At 62.8% G+C, this 22,698-nt stretch carries 26 protein-coding genes and 1 tRNA gene; 17 read left to right on the plus strand and 10 right to left on the minus strand.

The genetic code is table 11. The features are described from left to right. Nucleotides 1–92: 92 nt before the first annotated feature. From KMZ29_RS00520 to KMZ29_RS00530, 3 genes are all read right to left on the minus strand, one after another. Nucleotides 93–827 (minus strand): LptA/OstA family protein, encoded by a 735-nt coding sequence (locus tag KMZ29_RS00520; protein WP_215622011.1) that lies wholly within the window; start codon nt 825–827, stop codon nt 93–95. Continuing rightward, nucleotides 824–1,561, minus strand: coding sequence for an LPS export ABC transporter periplasmic protein LptC (gene lptC / locus KMZ29_RS00525; protein ID WP_215622012.1), 738 nt, complete (start codon nt 1,559–1,561; stop codon nt 824–826). The genes KMZ29_RS00520 and lptC overlap by 4 nt, the downstream gene beginning before the upstream one ends. Nucleotides 1,562–1,714: 153 nt before the next feature. Beyond that, complete coding sequence (locus KMZ29_RS00530; protein WP_215622013.1) at nt 1,715–2,329, minus strand: ribonuclease D; 615 nt, start codon at nt 2,327–2,329, stop codon at nt 1,715–1,717. A gap of 224 nt (nt 2,330–2,553) precedes the next feature. Between KMZ29_RS00530 and KMZ29_RS00535 the strand changes: the two genes are divergently transcribed. Next, the gene (locus KMZ29_RS00535) at nt 2,554–2,856 is read left to right on the plus strand and encodes an OST-HTH/LOTUS domain-containing protein (protein WP_249779800.1); all 303 of its coding nucleotides are present in this window, start codon (nt 2,554–2,556) and stop codon (nt 2,854–2,856) included. 143 nt (nt 2,857–2,999) lie between these two features. Then, nucleotides 3,000–3,215, plus strand: coding sequence for a type II toxin-antitoxin system ParD family antitoxin (locus KMZ29_RS00540; protein WP_215624081.1), 216 nt, complete (start codon nt 3,000–3,002; stop codon nt 3,213–3,215). 265 nt (nt 3,216–3,480) lie between these two features. On the opposite strand, the gene KMZ29_RS00545 is transcribed toward KMZ29_RS00540, so the two are convergent. Continuing rightward, entirely contained in the window at nt 3,481–4,725 is a 1,245-nt protein-coding gene (locus KMZ29_RS00545; protein ID WP_215622014.1) for a serine/threonine-protein kinase, read from the minus strand. A gap of 166 nt (nt 4,726–4,891) precedes the next feature. Here KMZ29_RS00545 and KMZ29_RS00550 point away from each other — a divergent pair, with 166 nt between their 5' ends. Beyond that, a complete protein-coding gene (locus tag KMZ29_RS00550) occupies nt 4,892–6,040 on the plus strand; it encodes a DUF3644 domain-containing protein (protein WP_215622015.1) in 1,149 nt (382 codons plus the stop codon). Here KMZ29_RS00550 and KMZ29_RS00555 read toward each other — a convergent pair. After that, nucleotides 6,026–7,194 (minus strand): IS3 family transposase gene (locus KMZ29_RS00555; RefSeq protein WP_215620298.1). Its coding sequence is split into 2 segments (ribosomal slippage): nt 6,026–6,906 and nt 6,906–7,194, totalling 1,170 coding nucleotides; the frame shifts between segments, so codons are not numbered across the junction. The genes KMZ29_RS00550 and KMZ29_RS00555 overlap by 15 nt on opposite strands. Before the next feature lie 569 nt (nt 7,195–7,763). On the opposite strand from KMZ29_RS00555, the gene KMZ29_RS00560 reads away from it, so the two are divergent. Together KMZ29_RS00560 and KMZ29_RS00565 are read left to right on the plus strand one after the other, a co-directional pair. Then, complete coding sequence (locus KMZ29_RS00560) at nt 7,764–8,021, plus strand: type II toxin-antitoxin system ParD family antitoxin (protein ID WP_215622016.1); 258 nt, start codon at nt 7,764–7,766, stop codon at nt 8,019–8,021. Next, the gene (locus KMZ29_RS00565) at nt 8,018–8,317 is read left to right on the plus strand and encodes a type II toxin-antitoxin system RelE/ParE family toxin (RefSeq protein ID WP_215622017.1); all 300 of its coding nucleotides are present in this window, start codon (nt 8,018–8,020) and stop codon (nt 8,315–8,317) included. Before KMZ29_RS00560 ends, KMZ29_RS00565 begins: the two co-directional genes overlap by 4 nt. A 53-nt stretch (nt 8,318–8,370) precedes the next feature. Here KMZ29_RS00565 and KMZ29_RS00570 read toward each other — a convergent pair. Then, nucleotides 8,371–8,457, minus strand: a tRNA-Leu gene (locus KMZ29_RS00570). Between the two features lie 148 nt (nt 8,458–8,605). Here KMZ29_RS00570 and KMZ29_RS00575 point away from each other — a divergent pair. Continuing rightward, complete coding sequence (locus KMZ29_RS00575) at nt 8,606–9,574, plus strand: complex I NDUFA9 subunit family protein (protein ID WP_215622018.1); 969 nt, start codon at nt 8,606–8,608, stop codon at nt 9,572–9,574. 150 nt (nt 9,575–9,724) lie between these two features. Here the strand turns inward: KMZ29_RS00575 and KMZ29_RS00580 are convergent, their stop codons facing one another. Beyond that, nucleotides 9,725–10,531 (minus strand): undecaprenyl-diphosphate phosphatase, encoded by an 807-nt coding sequence (locus KMZ29_RS00580; protein ID WP_215622019.1) that lies wholly within the window; start codon nt 10,529–10,531, stop codon nt 9,725–9,727. A gap of 180 nt (nt 10,532–10,711) precedes the next feature. Between KMZ29_RS00580 and KMZ29_RS00585 the strand changes: the two genes are divergently transcribed. The 3 genes from KMZ29_RS00585 (at nt 10,712) to KMZ29_RS00595 (ending at nt 13,479) form a co-directional block, all read left to right on the plus strand. Beyond that, nucleotides 10,712–11,404, plus strand: a complete 693-nt coding sequence (locus KMZ29_RS00585; RefSeq protein ID WP_215622020.1) for a glutathione S-transferase family protein — start codon at nt 10,712–10,714, stop codon at nt 11,402–11,404. Further along, the gene (gene queG / locus KMZ29_RS00590) at nt 11,353–12,537 is read left to right on the plus strand and encodes a tRNA epoxyqueuosine(34) reductase QueG (RefSeq protein WP_215622021.1); all 1,185 of its coding nucleotides are present in this window, start codon (nt 11,353–11,355) and stop codon (nt 12,535–12,537) included. The genes KMZ29_RS00585 and queG overlap by 52 nt, the downstream gene beginning before the upstream one ends. Before the next feature lie 144 nt (nt 12,538–12,681). After that, nucleotides 12,682–13,479 (plus strand): acyl-CoA thioesterase domain-containing protein, encoded by a 798-nt coding sequence (locus tag KMZ29_RS00595; protein WP_215622022.1) that lies wholly within the window; start codon nt 12,682–12,684, stop codon nt 13,477–13,479. A gap of 92 nt (nt 13,480–13,571) precedes the next feature. Here the strand turns inward: KMZ29_RS00595 and KMZ29_RS00600 are convergent, their stop codons facing one another. Together KMZ29_RS00600 and KMZ29_RS00605 are read right to left on the minus strand one after the other, a co-directional pair. After that, nucleotides 13,572–14,039, minus strand: a complete 468-nt coding sequence (locus KMZ29_RS00600; RefSeq protein WP_215622023.1) for a nuclear transport factor 2 family protein — start codon at nt 14,037–14,039, stop codon at nt 13,572–13,574. A gap of 24 nt (nt 14,040–14,063) precedes the next feature. Next, nucleotides 14,064–14,852 (minus strand): alpha/beta hydrolase, encoded by a 789-nt coding sequence (locus tag KMZ29_RS00605; protein WP_215622024.1) that lies wholly within the window; start codon nt 14,850–14,852, stop codon nt 14,064–14,066. Nucleotides 14,853–15,095: 243 nt separating this feature from the next. On the opposite strand from KMZ29_RS00605, the gene infC reads away from it, so the two are divergent. Then, the gene (infC, locus tag KMZ29_RS00610) at nt 15,096–15,635 is read left to right on the plus strand and encodes a translation initiation factor IF-3 (protein ID WP_215624082.1); all 540 of its coding nucleotides are present in this window, start codon (nt 15,096–15,098) and stop codon (nt 15,633–15,635) included. A 139-nt stretch (nt 15,636–15,774) separates the two neighbouring features. Here infC and KMZ29_RS00615 read toward each other — a convergent pair whose 3' ends face one another. After that, on the minus strand, nt 15,775–16,341 hold the full coding sequence (locus KMZ29_RS00615) for a hypothetical protein (RefSeq protein ID WP_369810060.1): 567 nt from the start codon (nt 16,339–16,341) through the stop codon (nt 15,775–15,777). Nucleotides 16,342–16,475: 134 nt separating this feature from the next. On the opposite strand from KMZ29_RS00615, the gene rpmI reads away from it, so the two are divergent. The 7 genes from rpmI (at nt 16,476) to KMZ29_RS00650 (ending at nt 22,543) form a co-directional block, all read left to right on the plus strand. Then, nucleotides 16,476–16,676, plus strand: a complete 201-nt coding sequence (gene rpmI / locus KMZ29_RS00620) for a 50S ribosomal protein L35 (RefSeq protein ID WP_029585522.1) — start codon at nt 16,476–16,478, stop codon at nt 16,674–16,676. Nucleotides 16,677–16,756: 80 nt separating this feature from the next. Further along, nucleotides 16,757–17,116 (plus strand): 50S ribosomal protein L20, encoded by a 360-nt coding sequence (gene rplT / locus KMZ29_RS00625; RefSeq protein ID WP_029585523.1) that lies wholly within the window; start codon nt 16,757–16,759, stop codon nt 17,114–17,116. A gap of 201 nt (nt 17,117–17,317) precedes the next feature. Beyond that, nucleotides 17,318–18,424 carry a phenylalanine--tRNA ligase subunit alpha gene (pheS, locus tag KMZ29_RS00630; protein ID WP_215622025.1) on the plus strand — a complete coding sequence of 369 codons (1,107 nt, stop codon included), beginning with the start codon at nt 17,318–17,320 and terminating at the stop codon, nt 18,422–18,424. Continuing rightward, entirely contained in the window at nt 18,421–18,894 is a 474-nt protein-coding gene (locus tag KMZ29_RS00635) for an ASCH domain-containing protein (RefSeq protein ID WP_369810061.1), read from the plus strand. The genes pheS and KMZ29_RS00635 overlap by 4 nt, the downstream gene beginning before the upstream one ends. A 6-nt stretch (nt 18,895–18,900) precedes the next feature. Further along, the gene (locus KMZ29_RS00640; RefSeq protein ID WP_215622026.1) at nt 18,901–19,371 is read left to right on the plus strand and encodes an endonuclease domain-containing protein; all 471 of its coding nucleotides are present in this window, start codon (nt 18,901–18,903) and stop codon (nt 19,369–19,371) included. Next, complete coding sequence (gene pheT / locus KMZ29_RS00645; RefSeq protein WP_215622027.1) at nt 19,368–21,776, plus strand: phenylalanine--tRNA ligase subunit beta; 2,409 nt, start codon at nt 19,368–19,370, stop codon at nt 21,774–21,776. Before KMZ29_RS00640 ends, pheT begins: the two co-directional genes overlap by 4 nt. Beyond that, on the plus strand, nt 21,773–22,543 hold the full coding sequence (locus tag KMZ29_RS00650; RefSeq protein ID WP_215622028.1) for a sulfite exporter TauE/SafE family protein: 771 nt from the start codon (nt 21,773–21,775) through the stop codon (nt 22,541–22,543). The genes pheT and KMZ29_RS00650 overlap by 4 nt, the downstream gene beginning before the upstream one ends. Nucleotides 22,544–22,698 lie beyond the last annotated feature (155 nt).

The following is a 22,698-nucleotide window of genomic DNA, read 5'->3' on the forward strand; positions in this document are numbered from 1 at the left end:
CGGGTTGGCAGCCGCCGGGCCGCCCCGTAGATACAGGCTTGCGGAGCGCCCTTCAACCTCACCGCCGGCAGATATCGCACAAGTGATTGATGTTATTTCGGTTTGCCGGAAGAGCCCGGGGCCGGGGCCGGCGTCGAAGACGGTATTCCCGGGATCGCCGGAGTTCCCTGGCCGCCGGATGAGATGAACAGCCCCTGGACGCGCCCGCTGTCGGATTCCACCCGCGAGACGCCCGTCGTCATGTCCACCATCAACCGGTCGCCGCGCAGCACATTCTTGCCCTGGGTCAGGACGATACCGCCGAGCATGGTGATCATGTTGGCCCTGGTGTCGAACACGGCGGTTTCCCCGGTCACCACCTGATCCTTCTGGGTCACCACCACATTGCCTCTCGCCTCGAGCCGGCGGATCGACGAGCTGCCGCCGGGACCGGGGCTTGCGGACTGCATCGGCGCCGATTTGGCCGACTTCGAACCGGCGGCCTTCGCACCGGCGGCCGGCGCCGCTGCTGGCGACGAGGTCGAATCGTAGAACACGACAAGCGATTTGGACGTCATGGTGGTGTCGCCCTGCACCACCTTCACATTGCCGGCGAAAGTCGCTTCCTTTTTCTTGTCGCGCATCTCCAGCGAAGCGGCTTCGATCTGGATCGGCTGGTCGCGGTTCTGCGAAAAACCCTGCATCGCGTTGGGCACGCCCTGCATCGCGCTCTGCGCGCCTACTTCACCGGCCGACATCAGCGCCAGCGCGCAAACGGCCGCGCCGGCGTAATGCGCGATCCGCCTGGTCGAAGTGCTGCGCCGGGAAAACATCATCATCGGGATCATTTCGGGTTGGCGTTCTTGCCGGACACGGACCGCGTCCTTGCAGGTTGAGGGGCCGGCTCGGGCGCGGCGGAGACATTGGGGTCGGGGCTGTCCATGATCAGATTCATCACGACGTTGCCTTCGAACCGCACGACCTCGCCGCCATTGGTGATCCTGAGCCGGTCGGCGCTCAGCGTTCCATTGAGCAGCTTGACGTCGACATGCTCTTCCGATGTCACCGTGCTCTTGCCGATATCGACCAGCGCCTGCGACAGCCGGGCTTCATAGCCGGAGGAGGATTGCAGGAAGATATCCTTGCGCAGGTCCAGAAGCTGCGCCTTGGAATCGAACAGCCCGGTGCTGGCGTCCAGCGTGATGTTGGTGGTGCGGTCTTCCATCAACACCTTGGCGCGCAGCGTCCTGAGATCGACGCGATCCGGAACGGTCAGGTCCTGGGTCGCGGTCTTGGCCCACACCTCGTAGGGCCGCTGATCCGGCGTGTAGCCCGACATATGCGGCGATTCCATCGTGATCTTGGTGCCGGAAACCACCAGGTTTCCGATGTCGACCGGCAGCTTCGGCAACAGCATGCGGAACGGATTGTAGACCGAGACGAAGACGATCGCCGTCATCGCCACCACCACGGCGGCCGGCACCGCGATCCGCAGCACCCGCACCATCCGGCTGTGGCGCGCCGCGATCGCGAAGCGGGCGTCCATGCCGGCCTGATAGGGTGGGTTCTGAACCGAATTCACCGCTGCTCCAAAGCGCTGGTACCGCCGGCCATTCTACCCGGGATCGCCAGATTTTGCAGCCTGACACTCGCTATGACTGTGACCGAAACGGGGCCGCAACCCGCGGCATAGCGCCGTTCCGGGCGCTTCAGGCGGGCGCTTCAGGCGAGCGCTTCAGGAATGCGAAAAGATGTCCTCGGCCTCCCAGCCCTGCAGGTCGAGCTTGGCCCGCGTCGGCAGGAAGTCGAAACAGGCCCGGGCGAGTTCCGCACGGCCTTCACGCGCCAGCATGCCGTCGAGGCGTTCGCGCAGGCCATGCAGATGCAGCACGTCGGAAGCGGCATAGGCCAGCTGCGCCTCGCTCAGCGACTGCGCGCCCCAGTCGCTCGACTGCTGCTGCTTCGACAGATCGACATTGAGCACCTCGCGCACCAGGTCCTTCAGGCCGTGGCGATCGGTATAGGTGCGGGAGAGCCTGGAAGCGATCTTGGTGCAGTACACCGGCTGCGGCATCACGCCGAAGGCGTTGTAGAGCGCGGCGAGATCGAAGCGGGCGAAGTGAAAGATCTTCGTCACCTTCGGATTGGCCAGGAGCGCCTTCAGATTCGGCGCGTCGGTACTGTCCTTGGGGATCTGCACCACATCGGCGCTGCCGTCGCCGTTCGACAGTTGCACCACGCAGAGCCGGTCGCGATGCGGATTGAGCCCCATGGTCTCGGTATCGATCGCCACCGAGTCGGTGTAGCGGGTGAGATCGGGCAGATCGCCGCGATGCAGGCGGATGGTCATGACTTTTACGAACCTCGTCGAATCGATGCGGGCCTAAACTAACGTTGAAATCGTCAACAAACGAGGGGCGCGCGCCGCAATCGCGCCAGCTGCGGGAACCGGTCACCGGCCGTCCCTGCCAGCCATTCCGTTCTTTGTCACAAGCCGCTGAAAGTTAACAGCTTTCAATAGCGCCTCCCGCGCGAACGTTGCGCTGCCGTATTTTCCACCTGACCGAGAATCTGTTGCTGCCGCCGATCGCCTCCGGCGCGGAGGCGGCGCCAAAACCGAAATCACGGCAATCGCCGAGTGCGGCGATACCGATTCCAAGGAAGGCGATCTCACAAATTGACAGCGAAGATGGCTGGGTGCTGCTCGGTGAGGTCGGCGGGCAAGTCTCCAATCTATTCTCGGACTTCGACATGCGCTCCTACGGCCACAACAAGCTCAGCGATCTCGTGCGCAAGACCGGCGCCTTCGACGTCGAAAAATCCGATAACGGCCAGTTGGCGGATGCGGGTGAAGCCGGCCGATGGCAAGGCAAGTAAGCCGCAGTAGAGCATGGTGTTTTGGAGCGGATGGATTCGTCCCGTAGGCGCGAGGCACTAACGATCTCGTGTCCCGAACCCGGCATGGCGTCCGTTCGGCGGTGCAGGGCAGGGCCTGGGCAAAAAATCGCGAAAACAACCCCCTGCAAAGTAGAGCGGACCCCGGCCGCTACCATTCGAAAAGCGAGGTGCTGCGCGAGGGCGTCCGGCCCGTTCAGGAACGCGAGGCAAGGTTGGCTGCGCTGGACGCCTCGATCGCGCGTGGCCTTGCTGATGCTGATGCTGGCCGGGTGAAGCCAAGCTCCGACGTGTTTGACCGCCTGGAAGCGAAATTGGCGGCCAAGACGGATCGCGCGTGATCGTCGTCGTCACGGCCGAGGCCGAGGCGGATCTGGGGCAAATCGCTGCGTATGGCGCCCGAGGGATAATCCGGCAAGACCGCTGCTTGATCCCGGCCAAGCATAGTGGGCAAGGGCAAAGTGGTGCCCAGGAAAGGATTGCGTAGGCAGATTGGTATCATATTGAAATTATTAGATAATATTAACCGCCAATCTGAGTTGTTACACAGCAATGTGGCGCGGGGCGTCGGGGTGCCAGCCTAGCGACGGACGGCCCACGCACCGACTAGAATTTCAAATTGGTATTCACGTTCAAGAGACTTTCCTCGCGTGCCTTTTGCTCGGCAAGCTCCCGCCGCCGTTTTTCTGCGTCAGCCTGGGCCTTTTGCTCCAGATCGTATTTCAGTCGGGCCGTCGCTCGTGGGAGCCAGTTTTTCAAGTGGTCAATGATTCGCTGGGCATCTTCTGAGCTAGTGGGAACACGCGCCGTCTTTCCACTGAACGTAAACGTTTCCGGCCCGCGATTCCAAACCGCCTCATAATTTCCCATGTTGTTCAGGGCTCTGACCCAAAGGTCATGCACGGGCTTATCGAAAGTGATCGTCAACCATGCGCCATCCCAATCGGCGCCGACAATTTTAGGAGGCGTATGTGCGAGGTCGTCATCTATTTCGCCGACCTTGACCACTTCCTTAGTGATCGCGCTGAGCTTCTGGCGCGAAATCTCAGCTGATTGCGATCGCTGAAGTAAATCCTTCACCGCATCAATGGACGCGGGCCGCTCGCTGGGATTCTGACGCAACATTTGCGCCACGACCGCATCTAGGTATCCAAAGTCAGGATGTGACCGAGCGATCAAATCAAATTCTGTTCCGTGCGGAATTTGCTTTGTGAACATCTCATTCAACATCAATCCTAGCGCGTAGACATCGGCAGCTTTAGTGATGACCCGTCCCGCCAAACGCTGCTCAGGCGCAGCATACTGAAAATTAGCGAGTCGTTGCGTTGGACCTGTTTGAGCGGCCGTTACCAGCAAGCTCTCCGTAAAACTCGCAATCCCGAAATCAGCGACGGCTAGAACACCGCCAGTCGGATCGCTAAGCACGTTTTCCGGCTTGAGATCACGGTGGACGACTCCTTGCAGATGCGCGGCTTCAACGCCGTCCAATACCTTCCCGAAGACAGATAGGACAGATCCAGGAGAAATGCCTGTCGTCATCAAGGTGCGAAGGTTCGAAGCGAACCGTGACATAACGTAGAATGGACCTGAGATACTTCCCTCGTCCGCGAGCCCATAATCGAATACGGTAACGATGTTTGGATGCCGATTGCGAGAAAGAAAGGCGATCTCGTTCTTAAACCTCGCCCGTTTGTCTCTGGACGTGTTGGTAAGAACCTTGACAGCTACAGCTGCGCCTTCGGCGCTTTTACCACCGTAAACCCGCCCCGCGCCTCCTTCGCCCAAAATTTCATCCAGAGTATAAACCGCGAAAGCTGTCTCCAGCGCTACTGGCGATTTCAACTTAGCCACCACTCTGGCCCCCATTGACGTTGCGAAGTGATCACAGCGATTCGCTCGGTTTTACCCATGCCGCCTTTTGGCACGACTCCGGCGCCGCCCGGAAAGCTACAATCCCAGGTCGAATGTATACTTGCTGCGCCGTCGCGAATCTACTTACTGAAGCTAGGGGGAAGACATGGCCATCCGCAAGCGCGGCAATCGGCTGGAAAGATGGGAAATCGCTTTGATTAAGGCGATGCTCATTAAAGCCGGATCGAACGATCAAGACATACTGGCATACTTCACGCGCCCAACGCGTTCGATCAACCACCGCGCCATCGGCGAGATCAGAACTGAGAAGAAGCACAAGCTGGTAAAGGCAGCGAGCGAAGCCGAGCTAGAGGAGTTCATAGCAACATGGCCAGACATCGATCCGCAAACGGGATTGAGTCTGAGAGGCGACGAGTTGTTGATCAAGGCCCGCGAAGCAATGGTTGCTGCCGTCCATATCTTCAACGGCGCTGGGCTTACTTTTCGCGCAGAACTCTTCATCGTAACCAGCATCATCGCATGGACTTATCTTTTGCATGCGTGGTTTCGCCGGGAGAGGATTGACTACCGCTACGTCGAAGCGGACGGCACAGTAAAGAAGACAAAGCAGGGAGAGGATTGCTATTGGGAATTGGGGAAGTGTCTGCGCCACGCGCGGTGTCCCGTGCCTAAAGGAGCGATCACTAATCTTGAGTTTCTATTGTCGCTTCGTCACGAGATCGAGCATCGGTCTACCAATCGCATAGACGATGCTGTCAGCGCGAAGCTTCAAGCCTGCTGCATTAACTTCAACGACTCCATGAAATCGCTATTCGGAGCTCAATTTGGATTAGAGCGACGACTACCTATAGCGCTTCAGTTTGTCACCTTTAGCGCGGACCAGCGCTCTATCCTCAAGAAGGCGAGCGATCTACCGCAGCATGTAGCGACCATGATGGATGCGTTTCATGAGACCCTAACGGAAGAAGAACAGGCCGACCCGCAATTTGCATACCGTGTTGCCTTCATCCCGAAGACCGGCAATCGCGCATCAAACGCTGATCTGGCAGTCGAATTCGTTAAACCGGACTCCGTCGAAGGCCGCGAGATTAACAGCGTGCTCCTGAAAGAGGTGGATAAGCGCCGCTTTACCGCATCGCAAATCGTCAAAATGATGCGTGACGAAGGTTTTCAAAAGTTTGGACAGCACGCCCATACAGTCCTTTGGCAGGAGTTAGACGCCAAAAGTCCCGCGAAAGGATTTGGGAGAACTGATCTTCCCCCGAAAAAGTGGACGGGTTTAAGCGGCTTTTAGCTCCATCTCGATCGGGGCGATATACCCGATGGCGGAATGGAGCCGGGTTCGGTTGTAGAAGCCCTCGATGAAGGTGAAGATATCGCGCTGGGCCTCGGCGCGAGTCTTGTAGTTGCGATGATGAACGAGCTCGGTCTTCAGGGTATGGAAGAAGCTCTCCATCGGGGCATTGTCGTAGCAATCGGCCTTGCGGCTCATCGATGCGGTGATGCCGGCGGCCGTGAGAGTGTTGCGATAGGCGTGTGAGGCATACTGCACGCCGCGATCGGAGTGGTGGATCAATCCGGCCTGCGGGCGTTGCTGCTGGATGGCCATCGTCAGCGCCGCGGAAGCGAGTTCGACCTGCATATGATCCCGCATGGCCCAGCCGACGATCTTTCGGCTGAAGAGATCCATGACGGCCGCCAGGTACAGCCACCCCTCCGCGGTCGGGATATAGGTGATATCGGCGAGCCAGACCCGGTTCGGGGCTGGGGCCGTGAAGTCGCGCGCGATCAGGTTCGGTGCGATCGGCAGGTCGTGACGGCTGTCGGTGGTGCGCACACGGCGCGGCGGTGCCATGATGGCGCGGATACCGTGCCGACGCATCATCCGCTCGATCCGGCCGCGGCTGGCGCCACGGCCCTGCCTCCGCAGGACGGTATGGACGCGGGGACTGCCGTAGCGCCCGCTGCTGTCTTGATGGACTTGCCGGATTGCAGCCAGGAGCGTGGCATTGGATTTTGTTCGCTCACTCACCGGGCGATCACGCCAGGCGTAATAGCCGGCTGGCGAGACCTCGAGCACGGCACACATCAACCGCACCGGATAGGTGTCGCGGTGGTCCTCGATGAAACGGAAGCTCATGTCCGGGTTCCGGCAAAGATCGCGATCGACTTTTTTAAAATGTCGCGCTCCATACGCAGCCGTTCGTTCTCCTGGCGCAACCGGGCGATCTCCGAGGCCTGGTCCGCCGACATCGGCGTCGCCTGCGTGGTGGGGCGCCACGCCGCCGATGTCGGCCCCTGCCGGAACTTGTCCACCCAGCGCCGCAGCACCGAGTCGCGCAGACCGAGTTCCTTGGCCACCGACGTGACCGAGCGACGGCTCGACGCCACCAGCTCGACCGCTTGGCGCTTGTACTCTTCGGTAAATGACCGACGTTGACGTTCCATTCGACACCTCCGGGCTCAACGAGCCTACTACAGGTGTCCACTCATTCGGAGGAGGTTCAAACCGGCGACTACCCCAACACATGGGTTTGGTATGATTCCTGGCTCACCCGCGTTAGAGCTCATTGTCAGGAGCATAAGGACCGCTACGTGTAATATCTTTGCACTCCTAATCTCCTTGGCCGTTCGGGGCGAACGTGCTGGGCCCCTCTACGGACAAGCGATTTGAGATTTACGATTTTGACAATCTCGACCACCTCAAGAAATCGGTGCTCGCCTTCCTGCCTTCTTTATCCGCATAGCGTGCCCGCCCCCGATCGTGGCCGGTTCTGATTTCATTCACGATGAGCAAGAAACGCCATAGGCCGCCTCAGGCTCGCCCTCGCATCGTCGACAGAATACTGGCGATGTCCGTTGATCGGTACCTTGATGGAATCTGGATCGGAAGCTGGCGCGGTCGGCCAGAAGACTTGACGCGCGTGGAAGGCGCGTTGCGGCCCGGATTCCGCTTGAAAAATGCGCCGTCCAATAATAGTTATTGGCCCGAAGGACAGGAGAGGTGAGAGATCCGCATGGCAGTGAGCGCAGATTTGGGAGACGTGCTGGAAAGCTTCGTGACCAGGCTCGTGGCATCCGGCCGCTACCATTCCAAGAGCGAGGTGCTGCGCGAAGGCGTGCGGCTCATTCAGGAACGCGAAGCAAGGTTGGCTGCGCTGGACGCCTCGATCGCGCGTGGCCTTGCTGATGCTGATGCCGGCCGGGTGAAGCCAAGCTCCGAAGTGTTTGACCGCCTGGAAGCGAAATTGGCGGCCAAGACGGATCATACGTGATCGTCGTCGTCACGGCCGAGGCCGAGGCGGATCTGGGGCAAATCGCTGCGTATGTCGCGGAGCAAAGCCCGCGGAGCGCGCTCACTCTGGTCCGCGAGTTGCGCGAGAGATGCGAGGCATTGCTGGACGCCCCGCGTAGCTACCCGCTGGTGCCGCGCTACGAGCATCTCGGCATTCGCCGGCGCCCGTTCGGCCGGTTTCTGATTTTCTACCGCGTCGATGAGGATGCGATTGAAGTCATCCATATCCTTCACGGCGCCCGAGACTACGAGTCCCTGCTATTCCCTGAGGAATAATCCGGCAAGACCGCTTCTTGATCCCGGCCGAGCATATGTGGGCATGGGCAAAGTGGTGCCCAGGAAAGGACTCGAACCTTCACGGCCGTGAAGCCACTGGCACCTGAAGCCAGCGCGTCTACCAATTCCGCCACCTGGGCCCGGGCGGGTTAGTACGGATCGGTTGCGCGCTTGTCAAATCGCTTCGGCGCCGCCCAAATACGCTGTACAGCGCCGGCATGATGGCGTATCGCGAATCCGCTAAAACCCCTCGCGATCTCTCGAATTTGACCCTGGGAAATGGACGCTATGGCATCGAATCTGGACACGCTGGTCACGGTTTTCGGAGGATCGGGCTTTCTGGGGCGAAGCGTGGTCCGGGCGCTGGCCAAGCGCGATTACCGGATCCGGGTCGCGGTGCGGCGGCCGGAGCTGGCCGGGCATCTGCAGCCGCTCGGCAGGGTCGGCCAGATCCATGCCGTCCAGGCCAATCTGCGCTACCCGGCGTCGGTCGAGGCCGCCATGCGCGATTCCCATGTCGCCATCAATCTGGTCGGCATCCTGACCGAGGGCGGCGCCCAGACCTTCGACGCGGTGCAGGGCTCGGGCGCCAGTGCGGTCGCCAGGGCGGCAGGCGCGGCTGGTGCGCGCATGGTGCATGTCTCGGCGATCGGCGCCGACGAGAATTCGCCGTCGGGTTACGGCCGATCCAAGGCCGCAGGCGAAAAGGCGGTGCTGTCGGCCGTCCCCTCGGCTACCATCCTGCGGCCGTCGATCATGTTTGGCCCTGAGGATCAGTTCACCAACCGATTCGCCGCGCTGGCAACGATCTCGCCGGTGCTGCCGCTGATCGGCGGCGGCCTGACCAGGCTGCAGCCGGTCTATGTCGGCGACGTCGCCACCGCTATCGCGGATGCCGTCGACGGCAAGACCAAAGCTGGCGCGACCTACGAGCTCGGCGGCCCGGAAGTGCTGACCATGCGCGAAATCATCGAATTCATCCTGGCGACCATCGAGCGCAAGCGCATGCTGGTGTCGCTGCCGTTCGGCCTCGCCAAATTGCAGGCGCTATTCCTGCAATTCGCCCCGGGGGCGCTGAAGCTGACGCCGGATCAGGTGGAGCTGCTGCGCTCGGACAATGTGGTGTCGGACGCAGCGAAGGCCGCCGGCCTGACGCTGGAGGGCCTCGGGATCACAGCCGATTCGCTCGAAGCGATCGCGCCACAATACCTCTGGCGCTTCCGCAGGACCGGACAGTTCGCGCACCGGGGCGCGTGATTTCGGTCACTCGCGTCGTCCCCGCGAACGCGGGGACCCATACGCCGTGCCATCTCGTTTCGACAACGGTGGCAGAGACCTTCTGCTTCAATTAACGCCGGTGGTTATGGGTCCCTGCGTTCGCAGGGACGACGATAACTGCGAGTGCATTTACCTTCCCATCGCCAGCGCCATCAGCCCGAGCGTGCCGACGATGACGCGCCACCAGGCAAACAGCGTGAAGCCGTGGCGGGTGACGTAGGTGAGGAATGTCTTGACCACGATCATCGCGGTGATGAACGACACCACGAAGCCGATCGCGACGATCCCGGCGTGATCCATCGTCATCTCGCCGCGGCTCTTGTAGAGGTCGTAGACGAAGGCGCCGACCATGGTCGGGATCGCGAGGAAGAAGGAAAACTCCGCCGCCGCGCGCTTGTCGGCCCCGAGCAGCATCGCGCCGACGATGGTGGCGCCGGAGCGCGACACGCCGGGAATCATCGCCATACATTGCGCGATCCCGATCCAGAGATACATCGGCAGCGGAAACGTGGTGGCGTCATGTTGGTGCGGCTCGAATTCCAGTTGATCGATCCACAACAGGATCGCACCGCCGACGATCAGCGAGAAACACACCACCCACGGATTGAACAGGAAGGCCTTGATGTAACTGCCGGCCGCAGCCCCGATCACGGCTGCGGGCAGGAACGCCACCAGCACCCCGATCACGAATCGCCGAGCATAGGGGTCCGTGAACATGCCGAGCGCGATCCGCCACAATTTGAAAAAATAGAGCGCGACGATCGCCAGAATCGCGCCAAGCTGAATCAGGATCGCGAAACTCTTCCAGAACGGGCCTTCGCCGAGATCGAAGAACCGTTCCGCCAGCAGGAGATGTCCCGTCGAGGACACCGGAATGAATTCGGTGACGCCCTCGACGATGCCGAGAATGATCGCCCTCACTGCATCAGACATCATGCTATGGGTCCGTTATGATCGAAATGAGCCGAAAAGCCGGGTTCTTCTCGCTTATTCGCCCCCGTGCTGCAATCGCAAAAAACGCCAAAACACGGGTTGCCTCATTCCTGTGCTTAGGTAGTTTGACGATGCCGCCGCGGTTGATGGTTTCTTAAGCGCCGCGAAATTATCAAGGCCACTATGTTCACGCTGTTTCATCATCCGTTCTGTCCGCAGTCGCGCTTCGTTCGCCTGGCGCTGGGCGAATACGGCCTCGATCTGCGGCTAATCGAAGAGCGCACCTGGGAGCGCCGCGAGGCGTTTCTCGCCCTCAACCCGGCGGGAACCACGCCGGTCTTGATCGCCGAGGGCCGGCCCGCGATTCCCGGCGCCGGAATCATCGCCGAATATCTCGACGAGACTCACGGCGCCGGCATGGGCGAACGCCGGCTGATGCCGACGTCGATCGGCGAACGGATCGAAGTGCGCCGGCTGATGGCCTGGTTCAACGACAAGTTTTTCGAGGAGGCCTCCAATCCGCTGGTCACCGAGCGCATCTACAAGCGCTTCATGGACGAGCAGGACGGCGGCGGCGCGCCGGCCGCGGATGTGATCCGCGCGGCGAAGGCGAATGTACGCTATCATCTGGCCTATATCGGCTGGCTGGCGAAGACGCGGAACTACCTCGCCGGCGACCGCTTGACCTACGCGGACCTCGCCGCCGCGGCGCATCTTTCGGCGATCGATTATCTGGGCGACGTGCCATGGGTCGAGGACGACGCGGCAAAGGCGTGGTACGCGCGGGTGAAATCCAGGCCCTCGTTTCGCCCGCTGTTGAGCGAATGGCTGGCCGGCGTGCCGGCGTCACGAACCTATGTGGACCTCGACTTCTGAACACGCGCCAGAAGCTCTCTCCTTCCGACCTGAGCATTGCCCTCGCCGATGAGGCGCGCGCGCTCGGATTCGATTGCGCCGGCATCGCCGGTCCGGATGCGATCGCGCAAGCCGCGAAGCATTTCCGCGATTTCCTCGACGCCGGCGCGCATGGCGACATGGACTGGCTCGCCGCCCACCCCGAACGCCGCGCCGATCCGCGCGGGCTGTGGGCGGAGGTGCGCTCGGTGATCATGCTCGGCGTCAATTACGGGCCCGAGCAAAATCCGCTGGCGATCCTGGAACAGCGCACGCGCGGCGCGATCTCGGTCTATGCGCAGGGCGACGATTATCATGACCTGATCAAGAAACGGCTGAAGGCGCTGGCGCGATGGCTGGTTGCGACCGAGGCCTGTGAGGTCAAGGTATTCGTCGATACCGCCGCCGTGATGGAAAAGCCGCTGGCGCAGGCGGCCGGACTGGGCTGGCAGGGCAAGCACACCAACCTCGTCTCGCGCGAATTCGGCTCCTGGCTGTTCCTCGGCGCGATCTTCACCACGCTGGAGCTGCCGCGCGACGATGCCGACACCGACCATTGCGGCTCATGCCGGGCCTGTCTCGATGTCTGCCCGACGTCGGCGTTTCCCGCGCCCTACAAGCTCGATGCGCGGCGCTGCATCTCCTACCTCACCATCGAGAATAAGGACCCGATTCCACACGAATTCCGCAAAGCCATCGGCAACCGCATCTATGGCTGCGACGATTGCCTCGCCGTCTGCCCCTGGAACAAGTTCGCGCAATCCGGGCGCGAGGCCAAACTCGCCGCGCGCGAGGCGCTGCGCGCACCCGCGCTCGCCGATCTGGTGCGGCTCGACGATGCGGCGTTTCGGGCGCTATTCACGAAATCCCCGGTCAAGCGCATCGGCCGCGACCGCTTCATCCGCAATGTGCTGATCGCGATCGGCAATTCAAACGATGCGTCTCTGGCTGATGCGGCGCAAAGGCTGCTCGTCGATGCAAGCCCGCTGGTTCGGGGTGCTGCGGTATGGGCGCTGTCGCAGTTGAAGACCCGGCAGGAGTTCGATGCGCTGGCGGCGAGGGCGTTGAACGCCGAAGCGGATGAGTCCGTGCGCGAGGAGTGGCAGCGCGCCTAGAAATGTTCAGCCGCCGTGCCCCGCGAAAGCGGGGCATCCAGTATTCCAGAGCCGTCCGAAATAGATCGATATGTCACGGCGTACTGGATCGCCCGCTTTCGCGGGCGATGACACCGGGAGCAAATTCCTTCATGGTCCCGCGCCATGACAAACCAGCCCTTCTTTACCAGAGACCGCGACGCCTTCATTCCGACCCAGGCGGCCAATGGCCCATGGGATCCCAACTCGATGCACGGCCGCGTCGTAATCGGCCTGCTCGGCTTGGTGATCGAACAGCGCCACGGCTCCAACGATTTCGTGCCGGCGCGGCTGACGGTCGACATGTTCCGGCTGCCGAACATCCAGACCCCGGTCGAGGTCACGACCAGGGTGATCCGCGACGGCTTGCGCATCAGGGTGGTCGAAGCCGAGTTCATCTCCGGCGGCACCAGCATGGCGCGCGCCTCCTGCCAATTGCTGCGGCGAACCGAAAACGCGCCGGGCAATGTCTGGTCGCCGCCGAACTGGGACGCGCCGCCGCCTGCGGAGATTCCCGCGCCGATCGATCCGCGGCTCGGCATGAATGGCAAATGGACCACCCGGCCGATCGCAGGCCGCATGGGCTCGCTCGGGCCGCGCCGGCTGTGGATGAGCGAGGTGCGCGAACTCGTCGAGGGCGTGCCGATGACGCCGTTCGTTCATGTCGCCACGGGTGCCGATTTCGCCAGCCCCTTTGCCAATGCCGGCGATGAGGGCCTCGGCTACATCAACAGCGACGTCACGATCTACCTGCACCGGCTGCCGGTGACGCGATGGATCGGCTTCGAGGTGGTAAACCACCACGCCACCGACGGCGTCGCGATCGGCGAGTGCTGGCTGTACGACGAGCAGGGCCGGATCGGAACCTCGACGGTCGCCGCGCTGGCGCAGAAGAAGCCGATCGCGAAGCCGCCGCCGCGGTAATTGCCTTCGTCATTCCGGGATGGTCCGAAGGACCAGACCCGGAATCTCGAGATTCCGGGTTCGCGCTTCGCGCGCCCCGGAATGACGGCTTGCTACCCCAGATGCCGCGCCATCTCCGGCCGCGCCTTCAGCGCCGCGCCCTGCCTGGCGAATATCCGGGCGATCCGTTCCGGCGCGAAGTTGAGGTCGACGAAGGCCGGCGCGGTGTTGGCGACCTCGTGGTACTCCGCGATCTTGCCGTCGCGCAGCGTCATGATCGCCACGCCTTCGAACATCACGCGCGCGCCGTTGGCCTCCGGCAGCGTCGAGCGGTAGCTGAAGGTGTAGCGCGCATAGAGCGCGCGACCGTCACTGACCGGCGCATGCATGTCCCAGCGGAAATCGGTCGCGGTGCGGTAGAACCAGTCGTCGATCATTTCGGCGATTTTGGCGCGGCCTTTGAACGCGCCGTAAAACACATCGTGATAGACGCCGTCTTCGGTGAACAACTCCGCGAATGCCTTGCCGTTGCGCTGTTCGACGGCGTCGCAGAACGATTTGAGCATCGCTGACGTGTTCATGGCGTTTCTCCCTGGAGAAGCAGCCTACCCGATCTCCGCCACCGCCGCGAGCATCCGCGCGATGTCCTGCGGCCGCGACAGCCGGTGATCGCCGTCCTGGATCATCGTCAGCACCACGTCGTCGGCTGGCAGCCGGTGCGCCAGCGCGAAGGCATGCTGCCACGGCACGTCCGGATCCTGCGCGCCCTGCAGGATGCGAACCGGGCAGCCGACGTCGATGGCGCCGCCGAGCAAGAGATGATTGCGGCCCTCCTCGATCAGCGCACGGGCGATCGGATAGGGCTCGCCATATTCCGAAGGCCGCAGCCACACGCCCTTGCTTTCGATCTCCTGCTTCACCTCGGGCGAAAAGTTGTTCCACATCAGCGCTTCCGTGAAATCGGGCGCCGGCGCGATCAGCACCAGCCCGGCCAGCGAGGCGCGGCTTGACGGGCGCTTCGCGATCTCGCGCGCCAGCAACAGCGCCATCCAGCCGCCCATCGAGGAGCCGATCACGACCTGGGGGCCTCTGCAGAACTGCTCGAATACCGCGACGCTTTCCTCCAGCCAGCGCCCGATGGTACCGTCGACGAAGGCGCCGCCGGATTCGCCGTGACCGGAATAGTCGAACCGGACGCAGGCGCGGCCGTGCGCGGCGGCCCACGCATCCAGCGCCAGGGCCTTGGTGCCCCGCATGTCGGAGTTGAAGCCGCCGAGCCAGAACAGCCCCGGCGCCGAGCCTTCGCGGGCCCGCACCGCGATTCGGCGGCGGCCGTTACCCTCGCCGACCTCGATGAAGACCGGTTCCTGATCGGATGCGGTGGAATTGGCCATGGAATCCTACCCTCGTTGGCAATTGTTTGGGTGAGCAGACGGAATCCGTCAACAACGGACGCCAATACCGGTCTCCGGCCGCTCACGGCGCTTGCGGAACACATCCGCGCCCTCTATCTCGACCGGCGTGACCAAAATACCTCGCATTTGACGGTTTTTGCGGTCGCCGGCGCGAGTTCGCTTGCCCGCTGAGCCTTATTCCTTCAAACTATCGCCTTCGTTCACAACCTTGGAGAGATACCCATTCGCCGTCCCAACAGAGCCCCGCCCGCCGCAACCAAAGACGGGCCGCGCACCAATGATGAAATCCGCAATGCACAGGTTCAGCTGATCGATCAGAACGGCACGAACCACGGCACCGTCGAGACAGTGGCCGCCATCAAGATGGCGCTCGAAGCAGGCATGGACCTCGTCGAGATTTCGCCGAACACCAATCCTCCCGTTTGCAAGATCATGGATTACGGGAAGTTCAAATATTCCGCCCAGAAGAAGGCCGCCGAAGCCCGCAAGAAGCAGAAGATCGTCGAGATCAAGGAGATCAAGCTCCGGCCGATGATCGACGACCACGACTACGACGTGAAGATGCGCGCGATGCAGCGGTTCTTCGAGGAAGGCGACAAGGTCAAGATTACTTTGCGCTATCGCGGCCGCGAAATGGCGCACCAGGAAATCGGCACCAAGCTGCTGGACAAGGTCAAGGCCGACGTCGCCGAATTCGCCAAGGTCGAGCAGGACGCGCGCTTCGAGGGACGCCAGGTCGTGATGGTTCTGGCACCGCGCTGATCTAGCACCGTCGTCCCCGCGCAAGCGGGGACCCATAACCACCGAAGTTCCTTGACGGAAAAGGCGTCTCCCATCCTACCCGGATGAGAGGCCGCAGAGTATGGGCCCCCTGCTTTCGCAGGGACGACGTCAGTGAGAGTTAGCTCCGCATCGCCTGCCAGACGCCGCTGCAACGGTCGCCGGTAATCAGCCCGCTCCAGCGGCCGGCGCCCGCATTGCCGGCGAGCCGGCCGCGGCCGTTCGCCCATGAGGCGCCGACCTGGATTCGGACGGCAACGCTGCCATTGCGGCTGATACCGCCGGTGACTTTGCCGCCGCCGGCCGACGAAACCTGCGTGCCGTAGACGTTGAACGGCACGGTGTTGGTGGCATGGCAGTTGCCGGCCTGGGGGGTGAACGTGACATTCCAGGTGCCATCGAAGGTTCCCGGCCTGGCAACCCTGGCCCGAGCGGCGGCGTCGGCAGTGTCAGGCGCAGCGGCCGCGGCGACAACGGCAGCGGCAAATATCCATCGGAGGGCACGGGAGGGGTTGAAATGGGCGAAAAGGGCAACGGCGCGGGCTGAAATCGTCATTTTTTCCCTGTTTTTTGGCTGCGGCGGCAATGGCGTCAGGTCATACGTCGGGAATCCCGGTTTTCGCGGTTCATCGTTGCCAATCTCGCTTGGCTCTGCCATAAGCGCAACCTTCATCGCCCGGCTGATCAAGGGCTGCCGTGTCGATGTCCGTGCGGGTTATTTCATTTCAGAAATAACCAAGCACTTTCAACGCTCTAACGAGCATTTTTAGCCGCGAAAGCGCCCCTCTGGGCGCGTTTTTCCTGCGGCAACAGGAGAGCCAAATGCCCAAGCTGAAGACCAAGTCAGGCGCCAAAAAGCGCTTCAAGGTGACTGCCACCGGCAAAGTGATGCACGCCCAGCGCGGCAAGCGCCACGGCATGATCAAGCGGACGAAGAAACAGATTCGTCAGCTCCGCGGCACCCGCGTGCTGTTCAAGACCGACGGCGACAACATCAAGAAATATTTCTTGCCGAACGCCTGATCGCGTTCCCCGCCGCCATCACAGCCGAGCCGCGTCCGCGCGGCGACCCGTCACCCATTTCCATATGAAGGAGACCCGTCATGTCTCGCGTCAAACGCGGTGTGACCTCTCACGCCAAGCACAAGAAAGTCTACAAGGCCGCCAAGGGTTTTTACGGCCGCCGCAAGAACACCATCCGCGCCGCCAAGGCCGCGGTCGAGAAGGCCGGGCAATATGCCTTCCGCGACCGCAAGCGCAAGAAGCGCACCTTCCGCGCGCTGTGGATCCAGCGTCTCAATGCCGCGGTGCGTCCGTTCGGCATGACCTACAGCGTCTTCATCAACGGCCTTTCGAAGTCGGGCATTACGGTGGACCGCAAGGTGCTGTCGGATCTCGCCATCAACGAGCCGGCGGCGTTCCAGGCGATCGCCGAAAAGGCCAAGGCCGCGCTGGCGGCGTAAGCCGCCGCTCTCTCGGTTCTTTTGCGAAGCTTTTGAGGTCGTCATGGCCGGGTTAAAGGTGCGAAGCACGTCTTCGCACTGGATGTCCCGGCCATCCACGCCTTCCTTCTCGCGAACGCTGTAACACGTAGATGCCCGGGACAAGCCCGGGCATGACGGGCTAGGAGCATCGGCTTAGCATCCTAGTCAAAAGGGATCGCTATGACCGACCTTGCTCACCTCGAATCTCAAATCCTCAGCCAGATCGCCGCCGCCGGCGACGAAGCAGCGCTCGAGGCCGTGCGCGTCGCGGCGCTCGGCAAGAAGGGCTCGATCTCGGCGCTGTTGTCGACGCTCGGCAAGATGTCGCCGGACGAACGCAAGACGCAAGGTGCGGCGATCAACCTCGCCAAGGACACCGTCACGCAGGCGCTCGCGGCGCGGCGCGACATTCTGAAATCCGCCGCGCTCGACGCGAGGCTGGCGTCCGAGACCATCGACGTCACGCTGCCGCTGCGCGACGCGCCGGCCGAGCAAGGCCGGATTCATCCGCTCAGCCAAGTCTTCGAGGAGGTCAACACGATCTTCGCCGACATGGGTTTTGCCGTTGCCGAAGGCCCCGACATCGAGACCGACGACTACAATTTCACAAGACTGAATTTCCCCGAAGGCCATCCGGCGCGGGAAATGCACGACACCTTCTTCTTCAATCCGAAAGAAGACCCCGGGTCGGCGCCCGGGGCAGGCGGCTCGCGCATGCTGTTGCGCACCCACACCTCGCCGGCGCAGGTGCGCACCATGCTGAGCCAGAAGCCGCCGATCCGCGTCATCTGTCCGGGCCGCACCTATCGCATCGACTCCGACGCCACCCACACGCCGCAGTTCCACCAGGTCGAGGGCCTCGTCATCGACAAGGGTTCGCATCTCGGCCACCTCAAATGGATCCTGCACGAATTCTGCCGGGCGTTCTTCGAGGTCGATCACATCAACATGCGGTTCCGGCCCTCGTTCTTTCCCTTCACCGAACCGTCGCTCGAAGTCGATATCCAGTGCCGCCGCGACAAGGGTGAAATCCGCTTCGGCGAGGGCGAGGACTGGCTGGAGATCCTGGGCTGCGGCATGGTGCATCCGAACGTGCTGCGCGCCTGCGGCATCGATCCCGACGTCTATCAGGGCTTCGCCTGGGGCATGGGCATCGACCGTATCGCGATGCTGAAATACGGCATGTCCGACCTGCGGCAATTGTTCGAGAGCGATGTGCGCTGGCTCTCTCATTACGGCTTCAAGCCGCTCGATGTCCCGACCCTGGCGGGAGGATTGAGTTCGTGAGCCTGAGCGCCGTCCCCGAAAAATATCGGGCCTTGCGTTCCTTCGCGTTCGGCGACAGCCCGCGGCTGGCCGACGAGCTGCTCGAGCTCGTGATCAAGGGGGTCAGGACTGCGACCTGCAGCACCGAGGATGAGCCCAACACTTCGACGCCGGGCGAACGCTGGATCGTGCTTGACGGCCAGGGCACGCCGCGATGCGTGATCGAATCGACCGAGGTCACCTACCGCCGCTTTGGCGAAGTGGATGCGGCTTTTGCCCATGACGAGGGCGAAGGCGACCGCAGCCTCGCCTACTGGCGGCAGGCACACCGCAATTACTTCGGACGCCAGGGAAAGTTCAGCGAAGACATGATGCTGATGTGCGAGCGTTTTCGCCTGGTTGAGATTTACGACGAGGTCAGTCCGTCATCTGCACGGCAAGCACTCTCCGTTCCCTCCCCCCTTGTGGGGGAGGGTCAGGGAGGGGGGTAGCCGCGAATGCCGCACGCAGTCGTCAGCGAGCGCCAGCGTGGCCGGGCGAAGCAGCTCCGCCAGACGATGACGCGTGCCGAGACTCTGCTGTGGCGTTACGTGAAAGCCAATCGAATCGATGGTCTCGGCTTTCGCCGGCAGGTCCCGATCCGAAACTACATCGCCGACTTCGTCTGTCTTTCGGTCAAATTGATCGTCGAACTCGACGGGGAACCGCACGATTTCGAAGAGCGGCAGAAGGCTGATCAAACTCGCGACGCCTTTTTCGTGTCGGAAGGGTTTCAGGTTCTGCGCTTCACCAACGAAGAGGTGATGTCGAATCTGGAGGGCGTTGTGGAAACTATCCGGCAAACGGCGGCTTCCCGCGCAGGCGGCTCACCCCCCTCCCCGACCCTCCCCCACAAGGGGGGAGGGAGCGGTAAGGACGCCGCAAGCATCACAAAGAACACCAGCAAGATCCGAGGCTCACGGCCATGAAATTCACGCTCTCCTGGCTGAAGGAACATCTCGACACCGACGAGCCGATGGAAAAGCTCGCCGACAAGCTCACCATGATCGGGCTCGAGGTCGAGAACATCGAGGACAAGGCGAAGGCGCTGGCGCCGTTCACCATCGCGCGGGTGATTTCCGCCGAGCAGCATCCCAATGCCGACCGCTTGAGGGTGTGCATGGTCGACACCGGCAATGGGGCGGCCCCGGTGCAGGTGGTCTGCGGCGCGCCGAACGCGCGCGCCGGTCTCGTCAGCGTGTTCTCGGCGCCCGGCACCTTCATTCCCGGCAAGAACATCACGCTCGGCGTCGGCACCATCAGAGGCGTCGAGAGCCGCGGCATGCTGTGCTCGGCGGCGGAGCTGCAGATCTCCGAGGATCACGACGGCATCATGGAGCTGCCGGCCGATGCGCCCATCGGTGCCGGTTACGCGCAATGGGCCGGGCTCGGCGATCCCGTGCTGGAAATCAACCTGACGCCGAACCGGCAGGATTGCGCCGGGGTGCACGGCATCGCCCGCGATCTCTCGGCCGCCGACATGGGCCGATTCAAGGATCCCGCCATCAAACCGATCAAGGGCGAGTTCCCCTGCCCGGTGAAGGTGACGGTCGAGGACGCCGGCCTTTGTCCGGGGTTCGCGCTGCGGCTGGTGCGTGGTGTCAAGAATGGGCCATCGCCGGAATGGCTGCAAAAGCGCCTGACCTCGATCGGCTTGCGGCCGATCAACGCGCTGGTCGACATCACCAATTTCATGACCTACGACCGCGCCCGTCCCTTGCACGTGTTCGACGCCGCCAAGGTGAAGGGCAATCTCGTCGTGCGCCGCGCCCGCGACGGCGAGACGCTGCTGGCGCTGGACGGCCGCACCTACACGCTCGACAGCGGCATCTGCGTCATCTCCGACGATCACGGCGTCGAATCGCTCGCCGGCATCATGGGCGGCGAAGCCTCGGGCTGTGACGCGAACACCACCGACGTGCTGATCGAATCTGCGCTGTGGAACGAGATCAACATCGCCCAGACCGGCCGCAAGCTCGGCATCAATTCGGATGCGCGCTATCGCTTCGAGCGCGGCGTCGATCCGGCCTTCATGGTGCCGGGGCTCGAACTCGCGACCAAACTGGTGATGGAGATGTGCGGCGGCACGCCGTCGGAGAACGTCATCATCGGCAAAGCCTTCGGCGACGACCGCGTGATCGATTTTCCGCTCACCGAAGTGAAGCGGCTTGCCGGGATCGACGTGCCGCTGCCGGAGATGAAACGCATCCTCGGCCATCTCGGCTTCATGATGGCCGGGTCCGGCCCGGTGGTGAAGGTCGCGGTGCCGTCCTGGCGCTCCGACGTGCACGGCAAGGCCGACATCGTCGAGGAAATCGTGCGCATCGTCGGCGTCGACAAGGTGCCAATGACGCCGTTCGAGCGCGGCGACGCGGCCCGCAAGCCGATCCTCACCGCGATTCAAACCCGCACCCGCCGCGCCAAGCGCGCGCTCGCCGCGCGCGGCATGGTGGAAGCGGTAACGTGGTCGTTCATCTCGAAGCCGCATGCCGAATTGTTCGGCGGCGGCGGAGCCGATCTCGCGCTCGCCAACCCCATTGCGTCAGATCTGTCCGACATGCGGCCGAGCCTGCTGCCGGGCCTGGTTGCGGCGGCGCAGGCCAATGCGGATCGCGGCTTTCCCGACGTGGCATTGTTCGAGGTCGGACAGGTATTCCGGAGCGACAGGCCCGAAGGCCAACTGGTCGCAGCATCCGGCGTGCGCCACGGCTTTGCGTCGTCGAAAGGCATGGGACGGCACTGGTCCGGCTCGGCAACGGCCGACGCGTTAGATGCCAAGGCCGATGCCTTTGCCGTGCTGGCGGCGGCCGGCGCGCCGATGCAGGCGCTGCAAATCGTGCCCGGCGGCGCGAGCTGGCTGCATCCCGGACGTTCCGGCACCATCCAGATCGGCCCGCAAAACGTGCTCGGCTATTTCGGCGAATTGCATCCGCGCACGCTGGAAGCACTCGGCGCCGACGGCCCCATGATTGCATTCGAGGTGATCCTCGACCGCATTCCGGATGCCAAGCAGCGGCCGACCCGCGCCAAGCCGGTGCTCGAGCTCTCGGCGTTCCAGCCGGTATCGCGCGACTTCGCCTTCATCGTCGATCGCAGCGTCAAATCGGGCGATATGATTCGTGCGGCGCAGGGCGTCGACAAGAAGCTGATCACGGGCGTTACCGTGTTCGACGTCTACGAGGGCAAGGGCATCGACGACGGCAAGAAGTCCGTCGCAATCGCGGTGACCATCCAGCCGCGCGAAAAGACCCTGACCGACCAGGAGATCGACGCGGTGGCTGCGAAGATCGTGGCCGAGGTGACCAGGAAGACCGGCGGCACGTTGCGCGGATGAGCCTCATCGGCCTCATCCCGTCCGACGTCAGCCTCAATGCCGCGATCGCGATCTGCGCGATCGCCTTCGTATCGGGAACCGCGCGCGGCTTTTCCGGGTTCGGCTCGGCACTGATCTTCATGCCGCTGGCGAGCAGCATGGCGGCGCCGCAGCTGGTCGCGGCGGTGCTGCTCATCATCGATTTCATCGCGGCGTTACCCTTGATCCCGAATGCGTGGAAGCAGGCCGACCGCAAGGCAACCGCGGTCATGGTATCCGGCGCGCTGATCGGCGTGCCGGTCGGGACTTACTTCCTCACCCGGCTCGATCCGGAGACGACGCGCTGGATCATCTCCGCCTTCGTATTCGCGCTGCTGTTGCTGTTATTGTCGGGCTGGCGCTATCGGGGCGAGGACCACCCCACGCTTTCCATCGGCATCGGCGGATTGTCGGGCTTTTGCAGCGGGCTGGCCCAGACCGGCGGGCCGCCGATCGTGGGCTACTGGCTCGGCCGGCCGATCGCTTCGGTGATCGCGCGCGCCAACATCCTGTTGTTTTTCGGCGCGTCCGATTTCTTTTCCGCGGTGAGCTATGCCGCGACCGGGCTTATCTCATCCGACGCGATCCGGTTTTCGCTGCTGGTCGGCCCGGTCTACGCCGTCGGCGTCCTGATCGGCGCCCAGCTGTTCGGCCGCGCCAGCGAAACCCTGTTCCGCGCCATCTGCTACGCGTTGATCGCCGCCGCCGTCATCCTCGGCCTGCCGGCACTGGATGGCGTGCTGCGGTAGAGTCCCCTCTATCGTCGTCCCCCGCGAACGCGGGGGACCCATACTCCGCGGCGGTGATGATTTCGAAAGGTATCCAACGCCGCATTTTCATCGATAAGTCACGGCGTATGGGTCACGGCTCAGCGCTCGCGGAGCCTGTCATCGGGCCGGCCGAA

This window comes from Bradyrhizobium sediminis, from assembly GCF_018736085.1.
GTDB lineage: Bacteria > Pseudomonadota > Alphaproteobacteria > Rhizobiales > Xanthobacteraceae > Bradyrhizobium > Bradyrhizobium sediminis.

Bases quoted from the DNA above. Each gene is read 5' to 3' on its own strand.
- KMZ29_RS00595 (WP_215622022.1), top strand. From the start codon at position 12,682: ATGACAAACCAGCCCTTCTTTACCAGAGACCGCGACGCCTTCATTCCG.
- rplT (WP_029585523.1), top strand. From the start codon at position 16,757: ATGTCTCGCGTCAAACGCGGTGTGACCTCTCACGCCAAGCACAAGAAA.
- KMZ29_RS00560 (WP_215622016.1), top strand. From the start codon at position 7,764: ATGGCAGTGAGCGCAGATTTGGGAGACGTGCTGGAAAGCTTCGTGACC.
- pheS (WP_215622025.1), top strand. From the start codon at position 17,318: ATGACCGACCTTGCTCACCTCGAATCTCAAATCCTCAGCCAGATCGCC.
- KMZ29_RS00600 (WP_215622023.1), bottom strand. From the start codon at position 14,039: ATGAACACGTCAGCGATGCTCAAATCGTTCTGCGACGCCGTCGAACAG.
- KMZ29_RS00580 (WP_215622019.1), bottom strand. From the start codon at position 10,531: ATGATGTCTGATGCAGTGAGGGCGATCATTCTCGGCATCGTCGAGGGC.
- rpmI (WP_029585522.1), top strand. From the start codon at position 16,476: ATGCCCAAGCTGAAGACCAAGTCAGGCGCCAAAAAGCGCTTCAAGGTG.
- KMZ29_RS00650 (WP_215622028.1), top strand. From the start codon at position 21,773: ATGAGCCTCATCGGCCTCATCCCGTCCGACGTCAGCCTCAATGCCGCG.
- KMZ29_RS00640 (WP_215622026.1), top strand. From the start codon at position 18,901: ATGCCGCACGCAGTCGTCAGCGAGCGCCAGCGTGGCCGGGCGAAGCAG.
- KMZ29_RS00550 (WP_215622015.1), top strand. From the start codon at position 4,892: ATGGCCATCCGCAAGCGCGGCAATCGGCTGGAAAGATGGGAAATCGCT.
- KMZ29_RS00605 (WP_215622024.1), bottom strand. From the start codon at position 14,852: ATGGCCAATTCCACCGCATCCGATCAGGAACCGGTCTTCATCGAGGTC.
- KMZ29_RS00585 (WP_215622020.1), top strand. From the start codon at position 10,712: ATGTTCACGCTGTTTCATCATCCGTTCTGTCCGCAGTCGCGCTTCGTT.
- KMZ29_RS00530 (WP_215622013.1), bottom strand. From the start codon at position 2,329: ATGACCATCCGCCTGCATCGCGGCGATCTGCCCGATCTCACCCGCTAC.
- KMZ29_RS00520 (WP_215622011.1), bottom strand. From the start codon at position 827: ATGATCCCGATGATGATGTTTTCCCGGCGCAGCACTTCGACCAGGCGG.
- KMZ29_RS00575 (WP_215622018.1), top strand. From the start codon at position 8,606: ATGGCATCGAATCTGGACACGCTGGTCACGGTTTTCGGAGGATCGGGC.
- pheT (WP_215622027.1), top strand. From the start codon at position 19,368: ATGAAATTCACGCTCTCCTGGCTGAAGGAACATCTCGACACCGACGAG.
- queG (WP_215622021.1), top strand. From the start codon at position 11,353: ATGGCTGGCCGGCGTGCCGGCGTCACGAACCTATGTGGACCTCGACTT.